Here is an 18,911-nt window from a genome sequence, read left to right as displayed (position 1 = left end):
GTTTATACTAGGTGTTAAGCGCCTTTGGGCGCTCCTTTTTGTACTCATCGTGAGGGGGTAGTGTTGTAATGGTCGAAGAAATGAAAGATATGCCTGATTTTGAAATTAATCGAGGTCAAATCGTGACCGGTACAGTCGTCAAAATCGAGGACAAACAAGCGTTAATCGATATCGGTTACAAGACTGAGGCGATTTTGCCAATCAGCGAAGTATCAAGCATGCATTTAGACGATTTAAACGAATCACTCCATGTCAACGACGAAATCCGTGTCAAAGTGAAGAAAGTCACGGATGAAGAGGTTGTCGTATCGAAGAAAGACGTGGATGCCGAGGCAGCTTGGGATCAAATCGTCGAAAAGTACGAATCAGGTGAAGTATTCGAAGTCATGGTCAAAGACAAGGTCAAAGGCGGTCTTGTCGTCGATATCGGGATCCGTGGGTTTATCCCGGCCTCGCTCGTCGAAAGTCATTTCGTCGAGGACTTCTCATCATACTTGCATAAACCAATCACGGTCAAAGTCGTTGAAATCGACCGTGAGAAAAATCGTGTCATTCTCTCGCACAAAGCGGTCGCTGAAGCAGAGATGAGTGCGAAAAAATCCGAGACGCTCGAAGCGCTCGAAGTCGGACAAATTATCGAAGGAACAGTCCAACGTCTTACCGACTTTGGTGCGTTCGTTGATATCGGTGGCGTCGACGGGCTCGTCCACATCTCGGAGATGGCGCACAGCCGTGTCGAGAAACCGAGCGATGTCGTGACAGAAGGCGATAAAGTCAAAGTGAAAGTGCTCGGCCTTGACCTCGACAACGAGAAAGTGAAGTTGTCGATCAAAGAAACGCAACCGGGTCCTTGGGAATCGGTCGAAGGCAAGATCCAACCTGGTGATGTCATCAGCGGGAAAGTGAAACGTCTCGTCACGTTCGGTGCGTTCGTCGAAGTCGCCCCGCAAGTCGAAGGGCTGCTCCACATCTCGCAAATCGCGAACCGTCATATCGCGACACCTTCTGAGGTGCTATCAGAGGGGCAAGAAGTGAAAGTGAAAGTGCTCGACGTCCATCTTGACGAGAAAAAGATTTCCCTCTCGATGCGTGCGCTCGAGTCGGCCGAAGCTTCACACGACGAAGACCAGGCTCTCCTTGATGAATACAGTGACCAAGGGGGATTCTCCGTCTCTGAACTCACGGGCGAAGAGTCTTCGGACGATTCTAAATAAGACGGTCGTTCAAGCGGGAGCCAGACTCCCGCTTCTTTTTGTATGGTCACCGAATTTCCGCTGTGATATGATAGTACAGTTGCATATTAGAAACGACTATTTATTGAATGAAAGTTAGAGGTGTTTTTATGGGAATTCCAGCAGTGGCCATCGTAGGCCGCCCGAACATTGGGAAATCCACGATTTTCAACCGGATTATCGGTGATCGCGTGTCGATCGTCGACGATAAGCCGGGTGTGACACGCGACCGTATTTACGGGACGGGTGAGTGGCTGAACCGCAAGTTCCACTTAATTGATACAGGAGGGATCGAGGTCGGCGACGAGCCGATTCTCGTCCAGATGCGTCACCAAGCCGAGCTTGCCATCGATGAGGCGGACGTCATCATCTTCATGGTAAACGGACGGGAAGGCATCACGGCAGCCGATGAGGAAGTCGCGAACTTATTGTTCCGTTCGAACAAGCCGATCGTACTCGCCGTCAACAAAGTCGACAACTTCGAAATGCGTGATCTCATGTATGAGTTCTACTCGCTCGGATTTGGCGATCCGTTCCCGATCTCGGGAACACACGGACTCGGTCTCGGTGATTTGCTCGACAAAGTGTTCGAGCTCGCGCCAGACAAAGACGAGTACGAGTACAACGAAGACGTCATTCGCTTCTCCCTCATCGGACGGCCGAATGTCGGAAAATCAAGTTTGACGAACTCGATTCTCGGAGAAGAACGTGTCATCGTCTCGGACGTGGCCGGTACGACGCGCGACGCGGTCGATACGCCGTTCACGCGGGACGGCCAAGAGTACGTCATCATCGATACGGCCGGGATGCGAAAGCGCGGTAAAGTATACGAGTCGACGGAACGTTACAGTGTCATGCGTGCCCAAAAGGCGATCGAACGATCAAATGTCGTCCTCGTCGTCCTTGACGGCGAAGAAGGTATCATCGAGCAAGACAAACGTGTCGCCGGACTCGCCCATGAGGCGGGCAAGGCAATCGTCATCGTCGTCAACAAATGGGACGCCGTCGAGAAAGACGACAAGACGATGAAAAAGATGGAAGAAGAAATCAGAAAAGAGTTCTTGTTCCTCGACTATGCCCCGATCGTCTTCTTGTCGGCGCTCACGTCAAAACGGTTGCAGACGCTCCTTCCGGTCATTAACGAAGTGGCCGAGTCGCATCGTCGCCGTATTTCGACGAGCGTGTTGAACGATGTCATCGTCGACGCCGTCGCGATGAACCCGACACCGACGGACAAAGGGCAACGACTCAAGATCAACTATGCGACGCAAGTGGCCATCGAGCCGCCGACGTTCGTATTGTTCGTCAACGACCCAGAGTTGCTCCACTTCTCGTATAAGCGTTATCTAGATAACCAGATTCGCCGCGCGTTTGATTTTACCGGGACTCCGGTTCACATCGTGGCTCGTCAGAAAAACTAGTGATGGGGGTGCCTCATATGGCAAAAGTAGCTGTCATCGGCGCAGGAAGTTGGGGAACGGCGTTATCGCTCGTCCTCGCTGACAACGGTCATGACGTATTGCTCTATGGTCGTGAGGAAGATCACGTCGAAGAGATCAACATGTCGCATACGAATACGACGTATTTGAAAGACGCACCGTTGCCGGAATCGATCCGGGCAACGACCGACTTGAAAGAGGCGATTGCCGGACGAACGATCATCTTTCTCGTCGTCCCGAGCTCAGCGATCCGACCGGTCTCCAAGGAGTTGAATACACTTCTCACGGAACCGGCCGTCATCGTCCATGCCGCCAAAGGGATTGAACCGAAGACGCATAAACGTCTGTCTGAGATCATCGCTGAAGAGGTCGCGCCTTCAAAACGGCGCGCCATCGGGGTGTTGACCGGTCCGACCCACGCCGAAGAAGTGGCCGTGCGCAAACTGACGACGATCACGATCGCGTGTGAAGATTTAGACGTCGCCGACGAGATTCAAGAACTGCTCACGAACGATCAGTTCCGCGTCTATTTGAACTCGGACGTCATCGGAGCGGAGTATGGCGGTGCGCTCAAAAACATCATCGCCCTCGCCGCTGGGATGACCGATGGGCTCGGGTATGGGGATAATGCGAAAGCTGCCCTCATGACACGAGGGATCGTCGAGATCGCTCGGCTCGGTGTGAAGCTCGGGGCCAACCCGGCCTCGTTCTCCGGCTTGACCGGTATCGGTGACTTGATCGTCACCGCCACGTCGCAACATAGTCGCAACTGGCGTGCCGGGAACGCGATCGGGCGCGGTGAGAAGCTTGAAGACGTGCTCGGTCAAATGGGGATGGTCGTCGAAGGCGTCCGTGCCTGTGAGGCGGCACATACGCTCGCCCGCGAGGCCGGCGTCGAGATGCCGATCACCGAAGCGCTCTATAACGTGCTGTTTGAAGGCAAGAGCCCGCATGATGAAGTGAAAAAGTTGATGAGACGCCCGCAAAAGCATGAAATGGAAGAAGTCTTCCATTTCGAGGGTGACGAAGAAGTGAGGGACTGACGTTTTCGTTCAGTTCCTCGCTTTTTTTTGCTACACTAATGAACGGAGAGAGAATTATAGAGAAAGTCGAGGGGATAGACGTGACACCGTCACTTATCAAGATGTGGATTTCATTCGCAGGCATCGGGGCGTTCGCGATTGCCGCACTCATGGTGGCCGTGAGCCATACGAAGCTTTCAGGCTGGTTCGCGACACTCGTACGAATCATTGCATTCGTTATTTTTTTATTCGGGACGCTCATTATGATTTATGTGGTCGCCTCGGGACCGACGGGAGGGTAAACTGTTGAAACGAATGTTATTAACTGTCAGCCTGCTGGCGGTGACCGTGCTGAGTGGTTGCATGTTCCCGCAGACGAGCCGCGTCGACAACGTTCCATATGATGACCAGTTGCGGTCCGTGCAGACGGCCGTCGACTCGTTCAAAGAGACGACCGGCGTATTACCGATCAAGACAAAACCGGCCGAGACGCCGCTCATGGAGCGGTACCCGATTGAATTTGGCCGCCTCGTCCCGGGCTATATGGCCGATCCACCGGCGAACAGCTTCGAAGGGGGCGGGCTGTTCTTATACGTGCTCGTCGACGTTGAGACCGACCCGACCGTGAAACTGATCGATTTACGTGTGACGGAGCGGCTGCAACAGTTGCAGACGAATATCAACTCGTTCCGCATCAAGGAAGGCAAGTTCCCGTTTGACGGATCGCTCGGAAAAAACCAGTTCACAATCAACTACGACCTCGTCTTCGTCGCCGAGGAACCAAAAATACCAAGCCCGTACACGGATAACGAGTTACCGATCTACGTGGACGGGAGCGGACAATTATTTGTCGACTACCGGGCCGACGTTGAAGCGGCGCTCGAAAACACGGATGTGACGCCGGAAGTCGGTGAGGATATTCGGTATTTGCTCTATAATGATTCACCATTCGCCCCGGCTTATTCGCAAGGCTATACGATAAATGAACAAGGCGACGTCGAATTTTTAAACAACTGATCGACGAAGCGTCGTGAATATGGGCTTTTCACTTAAAAAATGTTGTCATATCAACGTTTGTACGATATGATTAATCCCGTAAACTCTCTGTGAGAGGAGGTGAATCGTGATGAACAAGACTGAATTGATCCAAGCAGTTGCTGAAAAAGCCGAAGTTTCTAAAAAAGAAGCGACGACAGTTGTAGAAGCTACATTTGAATCAATCACTGAAGCACTCCAAAACGGTGAGAAAATTCAATTGATCGGTTTTGGTACTTTTGAAGTTCGTGAGCGTGCTGCCCGTAAAGGTCGCAACCCACGTACGAAAGAAGATATCGAAATCCCTGCGAGCAAAGTCCCTGCCTTCAAAGCAGGTAAAGCGCTCAAAGACGCGGTCAAATAATAGGCATTACATAAGTCGCCGAAAGGCGGCTTTTTTTGTGTCCGTTTACGAGTTCACATGGCGTGAATGTGACGAAAATGTGCTATACTATGTCAGAATGACAACGAAGAGGACGAGGGGGAATAGCATGGAACAGTGGACAAACGAAAGCGTTGTCACCGACCTTGCTCGTCAAATCGAACAACGCATGACGCATCCGTATTTGACGAGACACGATATTGTGCCCGCAGTCGACATGCCTTTACTTCGTTGGATGGTCGAACTGATTGACAACGAATCAACTGAAGAGCGGCAACTCGTGCTCGCCACTTACTTTGCGCATCAGGCACTCGAGCTCCACGATCAAGTAAAGGATTGTCCGAACGGTTCTCTCGAGCGCCAGTTGAACGTGCTCGCCGGGGACTTCGCATCGGCTCAATTTTATAAAATATTAGCACTGTTCCCGGCCGACTACAGCAATCGCTTCGGACGGACGGTCCAACTCGTCAACGGTGCAAAGTGTACGCTCGCTTTGGACGACGACATATCGGTCGCGACATGGATGGAAGCGAACTTTGGGTTGGTCAAGACGTTTTCTGAAGTGATCGGTCAATCTTATTTGACGTCGTTCGGGAAGCAAGTCATCGAACAAAAGGCAACAAGACTGCGCCAAGAACAACGAGAACAGCTATCGACGCTTCTTGCGCATGCTGTCGCTTAGAACGGAAAGGATGTTACGTGTTGCAACCGAAAGAAAAAGAGCAAAAAGTATATGACGTGTTTCAATCAATTTCACCGAGTTACGATACGATGAACTCGATCATCAGCTTTCGTCTCCATAAATGGTGGCGCAGAGCCACGATGCGGCGGATGCAAGTGTTTCCAGGAGCCAAATGTCTTGATGTTTGTTGCGGGACGGCCGATTGGACGATTCAACTCGCCGCGGCGGCGGGCAACACGGGCGTCGTCAAAGGACTCGATTTTTCTGAGAATATGCTCGCGGTCGGAAACGAAAAAGTCGCGGACATGCCGACAATCGAACTCATTCACGGGAATGCGATGGCGTTGCCTTTCGGCGATGACTCGTTTGACTATGTGACGATCGGGTTTGGTTTGCGCAACGTCCCGGATTACATGACGGTGCTCCGCGAGATGCATCGCGTCTTGAAACCTGGAGGGACGGTCGTCTGCCTCGAGACGAGCCAACCGACGGCGCCGCTCTTCAGTGAGTTGTATCGGTTTTATTTCGGGACGGTCATGCCTCTTTTTGGGAAACTGTTCGCCGGTTCATACGACCAATACAAATGGCTGCAAGAATCGACCGATGAGTTTCCGGACCGATTGACGCTCAAACGGATGTTCGAAGAGGCAGGTTTCGAGCAAGTCGAAGTGAAGCCGTTCTCCGGCGGTGCATGTGCCATGCACCTAGGAAAGAAGTGGTGACCGATGTCTTTGAAGCGACTGTATCGTCACATGAACCGCGAAATCGACCAAATCGATCGTTTCTTGTCAACCCGGATCCATACGGATCATCCGGTCATTGATGCGGCCTCGAGACAACTGCTCGACGCCGGCGGCAAACGGATCCGGCCCGCGTTCGTCCTGTTGAGCGCTGCCTTCGGACAAGATAACGATATTCGTTTGACAAAAGTGGCGGCCAGTCTCGAACTCATTCATATGGCGTCGCTCGTTCATGATGACGTCATCGACGACGCTACGCTCAGGCGCGGCAAGCCGACGGTCATGGAACGTTACGATGAGCGTGTCGCCATGTATACGGGGAACACGTTGTTTGGCGAGGCGATCCGTCTCGTCTCAGAGGTCGATTCGCCGGAAGTGATGCAAATCATGGCCGAAACGATGGAGCTGATTTGTATTGGGGAAATCAACCAAATCCAAGATCAATACGACTGGGCGCAATCCCCGAAACGCTATTTGGATCGGATCGCCCGCAAGACGGCGCTTCTGATCGAGACGAGCTGTGCGGCCGGTGCCGTCGTCTCTGGAGCTTCGCCTGATGTGGTCAAACAGCTTCGGTTGTTCGGTTATGATATCGGCATGGCGTTCCAAATGACGGACGACCTCCTCGATTTCACCGCGAAAAGTTTTCAGCTTGGCAAACCGGTCGGTGAAGATTTAAAGCACGGACATAAAACGTTGCCGCTCTTTTATTCAGCGGAAGATCCTTTGTTTTATGATCGTTTGAAACAAGTCACCCAGACGTCCGGATACGAGTTGACCCAAGCGCTCGTGCGTGAAGTGCAACGAAACGGGACGCTCGAACGGAGTCAGCGGACGATCGATCGCTATGTCCGCCGGGCGATCGAGCGGCTTGAGCCGTTACCTGACGTACCGGACAAACGTTCGCTCATTGAAATCGCCGAATATATCGGCAAACGAAAATGGTGATTTGAGTGTTGTAACCCCTTTCAATAATGGGAGTGACCGTGTAAACTGATAGAGTACATGGTACACACATTGATTTAGGGGGATTAGGGGAATGGAAAAGACATTTTTAATGGTAAAGCCTGACGGAGTCGCACGCGGTTTGATCGGGGAAATCATCTCGCGTTTCGAGAACAAAGGGTACACGTTGAACCGTCTCGAGATGCTGACGCCGACAAAAGAAATCGCAGAAGCACACTATGAGGAACATAAGGAAAAACCGTTCTTCGGAGAACTCGTCGCCTTTTTAACGTCAGGTCCTGTCGTGGCGATGGAGTGGGAAGGCGAGAATGTCATCGCCGTCTCGCGCATGATGATCGGGAAAACGAACCCGCTCGATGCACAGCCGGGGACGATTCGCGGTGATTTGGCCTCGACGATGTCTCAAAACGTCATCCACGGGTCCGATAGCTTAGAGAGCGCCGAGCGCGAACTGCCGCTTTGGTTTGCCTCTGAAGCATCACACGTTTCATGACGAGGAAAGGGACGGGGCCGCCTGTCCCTTTTTCTATTGGCATTAAAGCGCTTTCGCCGCTACGCGTTTGGACATATAGAAGATGAGAAAGAATTGAGGTTGGAACTGGTGATAAATGATTATGCCATCTTCGTGAAGAAGTTTTATATGAAATCTGGAATCGACTTGAATTTATATAAGGAAGCACAAATGAAACGCCGGATGATCGCCCTCCGGGAGAAGAAAGGCTACGCCACGTTCATCGAGTACTTTAAGGCGATGGAAGCGGATCGCGGGCTTTACGACGAGTTTCTCGACCGCATGACGATCAACGTCAGCGAATTTTACCGAAATCCGATTCGGTGGGAACAGCTCGAGACGGACATCTTGCCCGAATTGATTCGGAAGAGCCAAGGGAAGCTCCGTGTGTGGAGCGCGGCTTGTTCGACCGGAGAAGAGCCTTACTCACTCGCGATGTTGTTATCCAAACATTTGTCACCTGCCCAGTTCTCGATCACGGCGACGGACTTAGACGACGTGGTGCTCGAAAAAGCGCAGCAAGGGAAGTACCATGAACGCGCCCTCGTCGATTTGCCGGACGAGTTTCGGCAACGTTACTTCACGAAGCGCGGTGACGATTATTACATCACGGAAGATATTAAGAAGCTGGTCACGTTTAAAAAACATAATTTGCTCGCTGACCTGTATGAGCGCAACTTTGATTTGATCGTCTGTCGCAACGTCTTGATTTATTTCACCGAGGAAGCGAAAGAGAAAGTGTATAAATCGTTCCATCGGTCATTGCGGCCGGGCGGCATGCTGTTTGTCGGCGGGACCGAGCAAATCTTCCAACCGAAGCGCTACGGCTATCGGATGAAGCAAAGTTTCTTTTACGAAAAATTTGAAGAGTGAGGTGTCGCGTATGCGTTATTTGACGGCAGGAGAGTCACACGGACCAGGTTTGACCGTCATTGTCGAAGGAGTGCCGGCCGGGCTAGACGTTGATATCGATGCAATCAATCGAGAGCTGAAAAAACGACAATCGGGCTACGGACGGGGCCGACGGATGCAAATCGAGTCTGACCGCGTCGAAGTCAAAGCCGGGATTCGTCACGGGCGAACGACAGGCGCCCCGATCTCGTTTTGGATTGAGAACAAAGATCACACCCATTGGCGTAACGTCATGCAGGCCGAGCCGATCGCGGACGATCTCGAAGTGAAGCGGCGCGTCGTCCGACCGCGGCCGGGTCACGCCGATTTGGTCGGAGGACTCAAATATGACCACCGGGACTTGCGTGACGTGCTTGAACGTTCGAGCGCCCGCGAGACGGCGGCGCGCGTCGCCGTCGGTGCCCTCAGCAAGCAGTTGCTCGCAGCGGTTGACATGACCGTGTTCAGCTATGTGAACGTGATCGGCGGCGTCGAAGCGGAACAAACGGATGCCGATTCGAAAGAAGCGTTGATGGCGATGGTCGAGGCTTCGCCGGTGCGGACGTTCGACGCTGACGCCGCTGAAAAGATGATGCGATTGATTGACGAGGCGAAAGCTGCGGGCGACTCGCTCGGCGGCGTCGTCACGACGGAAGTGCACGGTGTCATCCCGGGACTCGGTTCATACGTCCAATATGACCGAAAGCTCGACGCGAAAATCGCCCAGGCGGTCATGAGTGTCAATGCCATCAAAGGCGTCGCGTTCGGTGACGGCTTCGACATGGCGTTTCGTCCTGGTTCAGAAGTGATGGACCCGATCGCATACGACGATACCGGTTATACGCGAATGTCCAACCACCTCGGCGGTTTCGAGGGTGGGATGACGACCGGAATGCCGATCGTTTGTAAGGCCGTCATGAAGCCGATCCCAACGCTTTATAAGCCGCTCCCGTCGGTCGATATCGAGACGAAAGAAGCGTTCCTCGCTCAAATCGAACGAAGTGACGCCTGTGCCGTACCAGCGGCTTCCCTCGTCGTCGAGGCGGTCGTCGCGTTCGAACTCGCCCGCGAACTGTGCGAGACGTTCGGGCATGACACGGTTGAACGGATTCAAAGCCGGGTCGCGACGTACCGTGAGGAGATTCGCACATGGTGACGATTCGAATCGATGCCTCGAGCCCATATGAAGTGACGATTGAACGCGGTGATGCCTGGCTCGACCGCGTTCCTTATTTTTCGTGCTCGACCGTCTGGGTCGTGACCGATGAGACGGTCGACGAACGACACGGTGCCTCGTTGCGCCGTCGCCTCGCGGCCGTTCATCCGTCAGTCGTCTGGTCGGTCGTGCCCCCTGGGGACGGTTCGAAGTCGCTCGAGACGATCGAACGTCTCGTCACAGAAGGACTTTCGGCCGGGTGTGACCGGGGAACGCTCATCCTCGCCTTTGGCGGAGGGATGGTTGGTGACTTGGCCGGTTTTCTTGCGAGCGTCTATATGCGAGGCGTCCGCTACGTGCAAGTACCGACAACGATTTTGGCCCACGATTCGGCAGTAGGCGGCAAAGTTGCGGTGAACCATCCGCTCGCCAAAAACGCGATCGGTGCCTTTTACCAACCGGTCGGGGTCCACTATGACGTCACACTTCTTGAGACGCTCGCCGATCGAGAAGTGTTGAGCGGACTAGGCGAGCTGATCAAGCACGCCTACTTGTCCCGTTACGTCCTTGATGAGTCGTTCGAAGAGGAACTATTCGCGGCACTTGAGACAGGCCGTCTCGATTGGACGATCTGGCTCGCCCGCGGGATCGAGGTGAAACGATGCATCGTCGAAACGGATGAACGAGAACAAGGCGTGCGCGCCTGGCTCAATTTCGGTCATACGTTCGGGCACGCGCTCGAATCGGTCGAACAGTATCGACTCGCCCACGGTGAGGCCGTCCTATATGGGATGGTGTACGCGTTTCTTGTCGCCGGCGACGTGCGGCGGGCCGAGGTGCTCGCGACGTGGATCAAACAGCATGATGTCACGCCGATAAATTGGCAACCGTTTGATGTGTATGCGACGAAAATGAAGCGAGACAAGAAAAATCGTGACGGCCACGTGCGCTTCGTCTTGCTCGGTGAACGTGTCACGGTCGAACCGGTCACGCAGGCACGGCTCGAGGCCGTATTCAACCAAATGAAAGGGTGGATGCATAATGGGATTGAACGGAACAATTCGTGTACCGAGCGATAAATCGATCACACATAGGGCCATCATGTTCGGGGCGGTCGCGGACGGGCGCACGGTCGTATTGAAACCGCTGCTCGGGGAGGACTGTCGGTCGACGATCGAAGCCGTCCGTCGTCTCGGTGCTACGGTCGAAGAACTGGCGGACGAACTCGTCATCACGGGTGTACGGACGCTTGAAGCGGCGACACTCGACTGCGGGAACTCGGGAACGACGATGCGTCTGTTGACCGGCTTGTTGGCCGGCTATGACGGGGAATTTGTGTTAACGGGCGACGCCTCGCTCTCAAAGCGGCCGATGCGCCGTGTGACGGCGCCACTCCGCCAAATGAAGGCGAAGATTGACGGGGACCACGCCCCGCTACGTGTCACCGGGGGGCGTTTGCACGGGATCGACTATACGCTTCCCGTCGCGAGTGCCCAAGTAAAGTCGGCCGTCCTATTGGCGGGGCTCCGGGCTACCGAAGAGACGATCGTACGCGAGCCGATGTTGTCGCGCGACCATACCGAACGGTTGTTGCCGTTGTTCGGTGGGAACGTCACGATCGGAGAAGAGAATGGCGTTCGCCTCATCCGGGTCATGCCGTCACAGCTCACGGGCACGGCGGTGACGATTCCGGCGGACCCATCATCGGCCGCATTCTTGTGGGCCGGGGCCGCGATTATCGCGAACAGCCGGGTGACGACGACCGACGTCTGTTTGAACGAGACGAGAATCGGGTTCTTGCGGACGCTTGAGAAAATGGGGGCGAACGTTGAGATCGACCGCGTCCGGCCACTGGGGGAAGAGACGGTGGCGGACGTGACCGTATCGACGAGCGACCTTCATGGTGTCGAGTTGTCAGGCGCTGCCATCCCGCATCAAATCGATGAGCTGCCGTTATTTGCGCTCGTCGCCTCCCAGGCGTCGAGCCCGTCGGTCGTTCGTGACGCAGCCGAGCTTCGGGTGAAAGAGACCGATCGCATCGTGACGGTCGTGACGGAATTACGGGCGCTCGGGATCGACATTCACGAAACAGAGGACGGCTTTATCGTCAACCCTAGTCAAGTCCGAGGTGGCCGCGTGATGGCCCACGGCGACCACAGGCTGTCGATGATGTTGCAAGTGGCCGCCCTCTTGACCGAGGAGACGGTCGAAATTGAAGGAATGGAAGTCTCGGACGTCAGCTACCCGCATTTCCGTGACGATTTACAACGGCTCGACCGTGAGATAGAATAACGTCAATAGCAGTTGTCGGTAGGAGGAAGATAGGATGTTAGATGAAACAGAATTAAACCATATCATTAAGATGCTTGAGACAGGCGAGACCGAACACGCCCTCATGCACCTCGAGGCGCTCGAGAAAGACGGTTCGGATGAGGACCGGCTCGCCATCGCCGACTTGTATCTCGAGCTCGGCCTCGCCGATCGTGCCGTGAACTTGCTCGCGGCGCTTTACGTCGATTATGCGGGCAACCCGCACGTCGCCTTGTCGCTCGCGGAAGCGTACCTCGACAGTGACCGTGAAGAGGAAGCAATCGCCGTGCTTGAGAAGATCGAAGCGACGGACAAGGAAGCTCACGTCCGAAGCCTCGTCTTGCTCGCCGACTTATATCAATCCCAAGGACTCGATGAAGTCGCCGTCAAAAAATTGATGGAGGCGCTCGAGGCGAACCCGGACGAGCCGCTGCTCGTCTACGGACTTGCCGAACTGTACGCCTCGATCGGCTCATTCGAACAGGCGGTCCCGCTGTATGCGCGCTTGCCGCATTTGAGACTGCCGGAAGAGATCGACTATCAAGCCGACTACGCCGAGGCGCTCACGATGATCGGCTCGTTCGAAGAGGCGCTCGATGAGTTCGAGAAGACGAAAGACCGCAACTTGAACACGGTGTTCGGGCACGCCATGACGGCGCATCGAATCGGCCGTGACGAAGTGGCTGTCAAGCAGTTCGAGGAACTACGGACGATGGACCCTGACTTCACGTCGCTCTATTTGCCGTATACAGAAGCGCTCGAGTCGCTCGGTCGAATCGACGAGGCACTCGAGATGATCGGGCAAGGCATCGATCGTGACGATTATAACGACGAGTTGCGGACGGTGAAAGCGAAGCTGTACCTACGCCAAAGTCGAGTCGACGAAGCGGTCACGGAGTTGCGCGAAGCGCTCGCATTGAACCCGGAATCGCTTGAAGCGACGGAACTGCTCTTGTCGGTGTTATTTGAAGCGGGCGACATGGAAGCGGTCATCGAGACGATCGATGCGCTCGAGGATCATTCGACGTCGCCGCTCATGACATGGTATAAAGCGAAAGCGGCCTATGAGCTTGAAGTGTATGACCAAGCCGTCATGTTATATACGTCGATTGAAGACGTTTACAAAGAGGACGTGTCATTTGCGATGGAATGGGCTACACTGTTAGTAGAAGAAGGACAGCGAGACAAGGCACAACGAGTGCTCGAGCAAACGCTTGCGCTCTCCGTCGACGTGGACGACCGCCAAGTGCTTGAAGAGCGGCTCGATCAATTGACGGACCGTGATTAATCGATATAAAGGAGATGGGGTCATATGGTGGAGCGGAAAAAGAATTTCTTGAAGCGATTTCTCGCTCATCATACGCTTCGTAAACGAGAGGCCAAATGGATTATCGATTACTGGCTCAGACATCCGGAGAAACTCGGTAACGTCCACTTCGTGACGAACGCCTCGGTGTCCCCAAGGAGTCTCGTCATGACGGCTTATGGATTTGATGGGGAGCCGTTCCGATACCGGCGCGGCGATCTCGTCACCGTCAATCCGGAGAAGGCGTATCATGACATCCGCCTTCATGACGGGGCGATCTACGTCGAACTCAACTTTCAAGGCATGATGATCGATGAGAGTTGGGTCGACATCGTCGAGCCGAACCCGTTCGAACCGGTCGCCGAAGTGAGGGACGAAGTGTCGACATCGGCCCAGACCGTCATTCGTGCTTCCGTCGCCCAGTTTGAAGAAGAGCGGTTGCTCGTTGAGATCGACGAGGCGCTCGACCGTCGCGACGAGAAGTTGTTTCGGAATTTGACGAGCAAGCTCCATCAAGTCAGGGCTTCAAAATTATTTTAGAAAAAACAAGCGCTTCCGTTATGGGTTGCGCTTGTTTTTTGGTATATTAATGACGTAGGAATACACAATAATTTCACATTTCGTTCATAAGTTTGAACAAGCAATGAACGAAGGTGCGATACAATAGACATGATGAATCATGTCTAGAGAGGAGGGTGAGGATGAGGTTCGATAGTCAAGATGCGAAACGTTCATTGACTGAGCGTCAATACGTCGATACGCTCATCGTTCCACTCGCAGAATTGGCGTTTGATGACGAGATGATCCGCAAGGCCGAAAGTTATGAGGTCGTCCAGGCGGTAGCGCTCGAGACCGAACGACAGCTCTCTGGACGGACGATGCTAAGCCCGACGATCAGTTACGTGGACGTAGAGGCCGGTCACTCGTTAAGCCAGGCGGTCCACGACAAGGCGACGGCGTCGGGGTTCACACACGTGTTGTTCATCTCTTCAGACGTTCGCTTCAAAGCGTTCGAGTTACCGATTATTTTCGTGCCGCCGCTTGCTTTAAAAGGCATGTCGGCCGAGCAGTCGCATACGATGGTTCAAAATTTTGCGACGCAAGTCATCACCGAGCTTTCGGGCCGTTGGATGGCGACATGAAGCGGTTGACGTAGAGGTTTTATTGATATACTATTTTGTTGAGTGAGAAATTTTTGTGAAGAATGCATAAAGAATTATGGGGTTATGCACACGAACGAGGGGGGAACGAAATGGCTCAAAAAGGGTCAAAAGTCACACGCCGTCAGTTCTTAACGTACACGCTGACTGGAGTAGGTGGCTTTATGGCGGCAACATTGATCAGTCCGATGGTCAACTTTGCGATCGATCCGGTACTCAAAAAAACGGATGCGGGCGACAAAGTGCGAGTTATGAGTCTCGATGACATCACGACTGAGCCGCAACGTGTCGACTTTAAAAAACAAACGCAAGACGCTTGGTATGAATTTGAAGAAACGCTTTCGGCATGGGTCTTCAAAGATGAGAGTGGAGAGGTTATTGCCCTATCTCCAATCTGTACGCACTTAGGCTGTCAAGTAGGTTACGGCGGCGATCCGACGCGCCCGACAGAATTCTTCTGCCCGTGTCATTTCGGACGTTATACGAAAGACGGGACGAACATTCCAGGTACGCCTCCGACATCACCACTTGCCCGTTATGAAAAAGAAGAAAAAGAGGGCTTCCTATACTTGGGCAGTCCAGTCACACAGTTGTGAGAGGGGGAATAGTCGATGTTACAAAAGATTTATGATTGGGTCGATGAACGCGTCGACATCACGCCGTTATGGCGCGACATCGCTGACCATGAAGTTCCAGAACACGTCAACCCTGCCCATCACTTTTCAGCATTTGTTTATTGCTTCGGCGGTTTGACATTCTTCACGATCGTCATTCAAATCCTGTCAGGGATGTTTTTGACGATGTACTACGTTCCAGATATCATCAACGCGCACGCGTCGGTGTATTACTTGCAAAATGAGATCGCACACGGTCAAATCGTCCGTGGGATGCACCACTGGGGTGCGTCGGTCGCCATCGTCATGCTGTTCTTACATACGCTCCGCGTATTCTTTACCGGATCGTATAAGAAGCCGCGCGAGCTCAACTGGGTTGTCGGCGTCCTATTGTTCTTCGTCGTCTTGGCGCTCGGTCTCACAGGTTACTTGTTACCATGGGACATGAAAGCGTTGTTCGCGACGAAAGTTACGCTTCAGATTGCAGAGAGTGTCCCGGTCATCGGTGGCATCGCTAAGACGCTTCTCGCCGGTGGCGAGATTGTCGGTGCGCGGACGCTCACGAACTTCTTCGCCGTTCACGTCTTCTTCTTGCCGGCGGCCTTGTTCGGACTTCTCGGAGCTCACTTCTTGATGATTCGTAAACAAGGAATTTCTGGACCGCTCTAAGCCGGTACGAGGAAAAAAGGGGGAGAAACGATATGCATCGCGGTAAAGGGATGAAATTTGTGACCGACTCTCGAGTGGGAATCTCGAATCGGAAACAAAATATTGCGAAAGACTATTCAGAATACCCAGGACGCACCGAAGCGTTCTGGCCGAACTTCTTGCTGAAGGAGTGGATGGTCGGATCGGTCTTCTTGATCGGATTCATCGCTTTGACAATCGTCGAGGCACCACCGCTCCAAAATATCGCCGATCCAACGAACACGTCATACATTCCGCTTCCGGACTGGTATTTCTTGTTCTTGTATCAATTGCTCAAATATCAATTCGCAGCAGGAGATTGGATCTTGCTCGGGACGGTCATCATGCCGGGCGTCGCGTTCACCGCGCTTTTGATCGCGCCATGGCTTGACCAAGGACTTGAACGTCGCCCGGCGAAACGACCGGTCGCGGTCAGTTTCATGTTGCTCGGTGTCCTCTCGATCGTCTACTTGACGTGGGAATCGGTACAAACGACGCACTGGGACCAAGTCCATGAGCAAGGAATCCTCGTCGTACCGGGTGAAGGTCCGGAAATCGACACGGCGGCGCCAGGTTATGAGATTTACTCGGCCCAGTCTTGTGTCAACTGTCACGGTCAAAACCTTGAAGGTGGCGCAGCAGCTCCACCGCTCGTCGGTACAGCGTATACGGCTGAAGAAATCGCTGAAATCTCGGTCAACGGGATCGGGGCGATGCCAGCCGGACAATGGGACGGTTCGGACGAAGATCTTCAAGCTATGTCTGAATTTATCGCTTCGTACGGTGAAGGCGGAGAGAACAACGAATAACGTAAGCCTAGAAGTGTAGCCCCGTCAAACGGGTTACACTTCTTTTACTTTTTTCGTCCACGCACGCTACAATAGAGAAAAAAGGATGGAACACTCGAATGATACATATGTTGCGACCACTTCTCACTCATCGCATCGTCTTAATGACGCTGTTCGTCATCAACCTGCTCGGGACGATCTACGGATACGTCTGGTACGAGCCACAACTACGTGACACACCGCTCCTTTATTGGCCGTTCGTCCCCGACAGCCCGACAGCGTCACTGTTCTTCACGATCGTGCTCGGACTTTGGATCGCCGGGAAGAAGTCGCCGCTCATGGAGACGCTCGCGTTCATCACGCTCGTCAAGTACGGGCTATGGGCCGTCGTCATGAACGTCTTGTTCCTGCGGACGCTCGGGAGTGATGCCGACACGGTCACGGTGCTCATGGCTGTCATGCTCATGGTGTCACACGGGGCGATGGCGTTTCAGGCCATCTTGTACGCCCCGTTCATGAAGTGGACGGTCCGTTCGTTCGTCTTGACGCTCGTCTGGGTCGTCCACAACGACGTCGTCGACTATGTGCTCGGTCAATGGCCGCGTTACCCGTCACTCGCCGAACACATCATGTGGATCGGTTACGGCTCGTTCTGGCTGACAGGAATGTGTTTTTTTGTGGGATACAAGCTCATCCTACGCAGTTCGCTTGATAATAAGGTCATAAGAATGTAAAATCGAAGTATCAAATATACGCAGAGGTGATATAGAAAATGTCATTAGGTGGCTATATTTTCTATCTTGCACTGATCATGCTCATCCCGTTATGGGCTCAGATGCGAGTGAAAAGTACGTATAAGAAATTTTTACAACAACGTCTCCAAAGTGGGGTCACCGGCGCTCAAGTCGCAGACTTCATCATGAAACAGAACGGCGTGCACAACGTACGCATCGAGATGGTCGACGGATTGATGAGTGACCATTACGACCCGGTCAACAAAGTCGTCCGTTTGTCTCGGGAAGTGTACCAAGGCTCGACGATCTCATCTGCTGCGATCGCGGCCCATGAGATCGGGCACGTCATCCAAGACGCGACCGACTACAAGATGATGCGTGTTCGTCATCGCCTCGTCCCGGTCGTGAACATCACGTCGAACTTGTCGTTCCCGCTCCTCCTCGGTGGTTTCCTCCTTGGAGCGATGGGTCTCGCCCAACTCGGTGTCATCATGATGCTCGGTGCGGTCATGTTCCAGCTCGTCACCCTCCCGGTCGAATTCGACGCTTCGAAGCGAGCGATGGCGGAATTGACGAGCCACGGCATCGTGACGGCGACGGAAGAATCAGGTGCACGAAAAGTGCTCAATGCGGCAGCTTGGACGTACGTCGCGGCGACACTCGTCGCAGTCGCCGAACTCATCCGTTTGGCGCTCATCGTGTTCATGCCACGCAACGAATAGAATCAAGTGTCCCGTCCAGCGACGGGACTTTTTTGTACCGCATTTTGAAAGGAGCAGGAGATGCCAAAACCACAGTTGACGAAGGAAGGCCGTGACCGCCTGACCGCCCAACTCGCGAGTTTGACACATGAACGGACCGAGGCACGCGAGCGCATCAAGACGGCGCGGAAGTTTTGTGACTTTCGAGAAGACGTGACGTACGCCGAAGCGGTGGACGCTTACGATCGGATTGAAGTGAAGATTGCCGATCTCGAGCGCACGCTCGCCGAAGCCGTCATCGTCGACAGAGGTCGACTTGACGTCGTCGCGTTTGGGAGTCAGGTCGTCATTCGCGAAACACCGGATGGGGAAGAAGAGACGTATCGCCTCGTCGGTGAACTCGAGGCCGACTTGGCGAACGGGACGATTTCCGCGTCATCACCGCTCGGAATCGGGTTGATGGGAGGCGTCGTCGGTCAAACCGTCACGATCGATACACCAGGCGGCACGCTCGACTTTGAGATTGTCCGCATCGAACGATAAAGTAACGCCCCG

At 53.7% G+C, this 18,911-nt stretch carries 23 protein-coding genes; all 23 read left to right on the top strand.

Features of this window, described 5'->3' with window-relative positions; all coding sequences use genetic code 11:
- Positions 1-68: 68 nt before the first annotated feature.
- The 23 genes from rpsA (at position 69) to P398_RS0111195 (ending at position 18,899) form a co-directional block, all read left to right on the top strand.
- A complete protein-coding gene (rpsA, locus tag P398_RS0111305) occupies positions 69-1,214 on the top strand; it encodes a 30S ribosomal protein S1 (RefSeq protein ID WP_029335337.1) in 1,146 nt (381 codons plus the stop codon).
- 128 nt (positions 1,215-1,342) lie between these two features.
- Positions 1,343-2,653 (top strand): ribosome biogenesis GTPase Der, encoded by a 1,311-nt coding sequence (der, locus tag P398_RS0111300; protein WP_024370173.1) that lies wholly within the window; start codon positions 1,343-1,345, stop codon positions 2,651-2,653.
- 17 nt (positions 2,654-2,670) lie between these two features.
- A complete protein-coding gene (locus P398_RS0111295; RefSeq protein WP_029335335.1) occupies positions 2,671-3,714 on the top strand; it encodes an NAD(P)H-dependent glycerol-3-phosphate dehydrogenase in 1,044 nt (347 codons plus the stop codon).
- A gap of 101 nt (positions 3,715-3,815) precedes the next feature.
- On the top strand, positions 3,816-3,995 hold the full coding sequence (locus P398_RS0111290; protein WP_235263355.1) for a DUF2768 family protein: 180 nt from the start codon (positions 3,816-3,818) through the stop codon (positions 3,993-3,995).
- 13 nt (positions 3,996-4,008) lie between these two features.
- The gene (locus P398_RS0111285; protein ID WP_174233478.1) at positions 4,009-4,710 is read left to right on the top strand and encodes a hypothetical protein; all 702 of its coding nucleotides are present in this window, start codon (positions 4,009-4,011) and stop codon (positions 4,708-4,710) included.
- A gap of 109 nt (positions 4,711-4,819) precedes the next feature.
- Entirely contained in the window at positions 4,820-5,092 is a 273-nt protein-coding gene (locus P398_RS0111280; RefSeq protein ID WP_024370177.1) for an HU family DNA-binding protein, read from the top strand.
- 127 nt (positions 5,093-5,219) lie between these two features.
- Entirely contained in the window at positions 5,220-5,792 is a 573-nt protein-coding gene (locus tag P398_RS0111275) for a heptaprenyl diphosphate synthase component 1 (RefSeq protein ID WP_024370178.1), read from the top strand.
- 17 nt (positions 5,793-5,809) lie between these two features.
- Positions 5,810-6,514 (top strand): demethylmenaquinone methyltransferase, encoded by a 705-nt coding sequence (locus P398_RS0111270; RefSeq protein WP_369793360.1) that lies wholly within the window; start codon positions 5,810-5,812, stop codon positions 6,512-6,514.
- Between the two features lie 30 nt (positions 6,515-6,544).
- Entirely contained in the window at positions 6,545-7,480 is a 936-nt protein-coding gene (locus P398_RS0111265; protein WP_235263353.1) for a polyprenyl synthetase family protein, read from the top strand.
- A gap of 91 nt (positions 7,481-7,571) precedes the next feature.
- Positions 7,572-7,991, top strand: a complete 420-nt coding sequence (gene ndk / locus P398_RS0111260; protein ID WP_029335327.1) for a nucleoside-diphosphate kinase — start codon at positions 7,572-7,574, stop codon at positions 7,989-7,991.
- A 111-nt stretch (positions 7,992-8,102) separates the two neighbouring features.
- On the top strand, positions 8,103-8,882 hold the full coding sequence (locus tag P398_RS0111255; RefSeq protein ID WP_029335326.1) for a CheR family methyltransferase: 780 nt from the start codon (positions 8,103-8,105) through the stop codon (positions 8,880-8,882).
- 10 nt (positions 8,883-8,892) lie between these two features.
- Positions 8,893-10,056 (top strand): chorismate synthase, encoded by a 1,164-nt coding sequence (aroC, locus tag P398_RS0111250; RefSeq protein WP_024370183.1) that lies wholly within the window; start codon positions 8,893-8,895, stop codon positions 10,054-10,056.
- Positions 10,050-11,135: a 3-dehydroquinate synthase gene (locus P398_RS0111245; protein WP_051638908.1), complete on the top strand. Its 1,086-nt coding sequence runs from the start codon at positions 10,050-10,052 to the stop codon at positions 11,133-11,135. The genes aroC and P398_RS0111245 overlap by 7 nt, the downstream gene beginning before the upstream one ends.
- A complete protein-coding gene (gene aroA, locus P398_RS0111240) occupies positions 11,098-12,348 on the top strand; it encodes a 3-phosphoshikimate 1-carboxyvinyltransferase (RefSeq protein ID WP_024370185.1) in 1,251 nt (416 codons plus the stop codon). Before P398_RS0111245 ends, aroA begins: the two co-directional genes overlap by 38 nt.
- A gap of 34 nt (positions 12,349-12,382) precedes the next feature.
- Complete coding sequence (locus tag P398_RS0111235; protein ID WP_029335323.1) at positions 12,383-13,654, top strand: tetratricopeptide repeat protein; 1,272 nt, start codon at positions 12,383-12,385, stop codon at positions 13,652-13,654.
- 24 nt (positions 13,655-13,678) lie between these two features.
- The gene (locus tag P398_RS0111230; protein WP_024370187.1) at positions 13,679-14,212 is read left to right on the top strand and encodes a ReoY family proteolytic degradation factor; all 534 of its coding nucleotides are present in this window, start codon (positions 13,679-13,681) and stop codon (positions 14,210-14,212) included.
- Between the two features lie 161 nt (positions 14,213-14,373).
- The gene (locus P398_RS0111225; protein ID WP_029335321.1) at positions 14,374-14,814 is read left to right on the top strand and encodes a DUF2487 family protein; all 441 of its coding nucleotides are present in this window, start codon (positions 14,374-14,376) and stop codon (positions 14,812-14,814) included.
- A gap of 110 nt (positions 14,815-14,924) precedes the next feature.
- Positions 14,925-15,428 (top strand): QcrA and Rieske domain-containing protein, encoded by a 504-nt coding sequence (locus tag P398_RS0111220; protein WP_029335318.1) that lies wholly within the window; start codon positions 14,925-14,927, stop codon positions 15,426-15,428.
- Positions 15,429-15,443: 15 nt separating this feature from the next.
- On the top strand, positions 15,444-16,115 hold the full coding sequence (gene qcrB / locus P398_RS0111215; RefSeq protein ID WP_024370190.1) for a menaquinol-cytochrome c reductase cytochrome b subunit: 672 nt from the start codon (positions 15,444-15,446) through the stop codon (positions 16,113-16,115).
- 32 nt (positions 16,116-16,147) lie between these two features.
- On the top strand, positions 16,148-16,942 hold the full coding sequence (locus tag P398_RS0111210) for a menaquinol-cytochrome c reductase cytochrome b/c subunit (protein ID WP_029335316.1): 795 nt from the start codon (positions 16,148-16,150) through the stop codon (positions 16,940-16,942).
- A 98-nt stretch (positions 16,943-17,040) separates the two neighbouring features.
- Positions 17,041-17,655 carry a DUF1405 domain-containing protein gene (locus P398_RS0111205; RefSeq protein WP_029335314.1) on the top strand — a complete coding sequence of 205 codons (615 nt, stop codon included), beginning with the start codon at positions 17,041-17,043 and terminating at the stop codon, positions 17,653-17,655.
- Between the two features lie 38 nt (positions 17,656-17,693).
- Complete coding sequence (locus P398_RS0111200; RefSeq protein WP_024370193.1) at positions 17,694-18,377, top strand: zinc metallopeptidase; 684 nt, start codon at positions 17,694-17,696, stop codon at positions 18,375-18,377.
- Positions 18,378-18,437: 60 nt separating this feature from the next.
- Positions 18,438-18,899: a GreA/GreB family elongation factor gene (locus tag P398_RS0111195; protein WP_029335311.1), complete on the top strand. Its 462-nt coding sequence runs from the start codon at positions 18,438-18,440 to the stop codon at positions 18,897-18,899.
- Positions 18,900-18,911 lie beyond the last annotated feature (12 nt).

It is taken from the genome of Exiguobacterium aurantiacum DSM 6208 (genome assembly GCF_000702585.1).
Taxonomy (GTDB): Bacteria; Bacillota; Bacilli; order Exiguobacteriales; family Exiguobacteriaceae; genus Exiguobacterium; species Exiguobacterium aurantiacum.
Note: the sequence above shows the minus strand (reverse complement) of the source record. Positions and strands in the feature narration are given on the sequence as shown.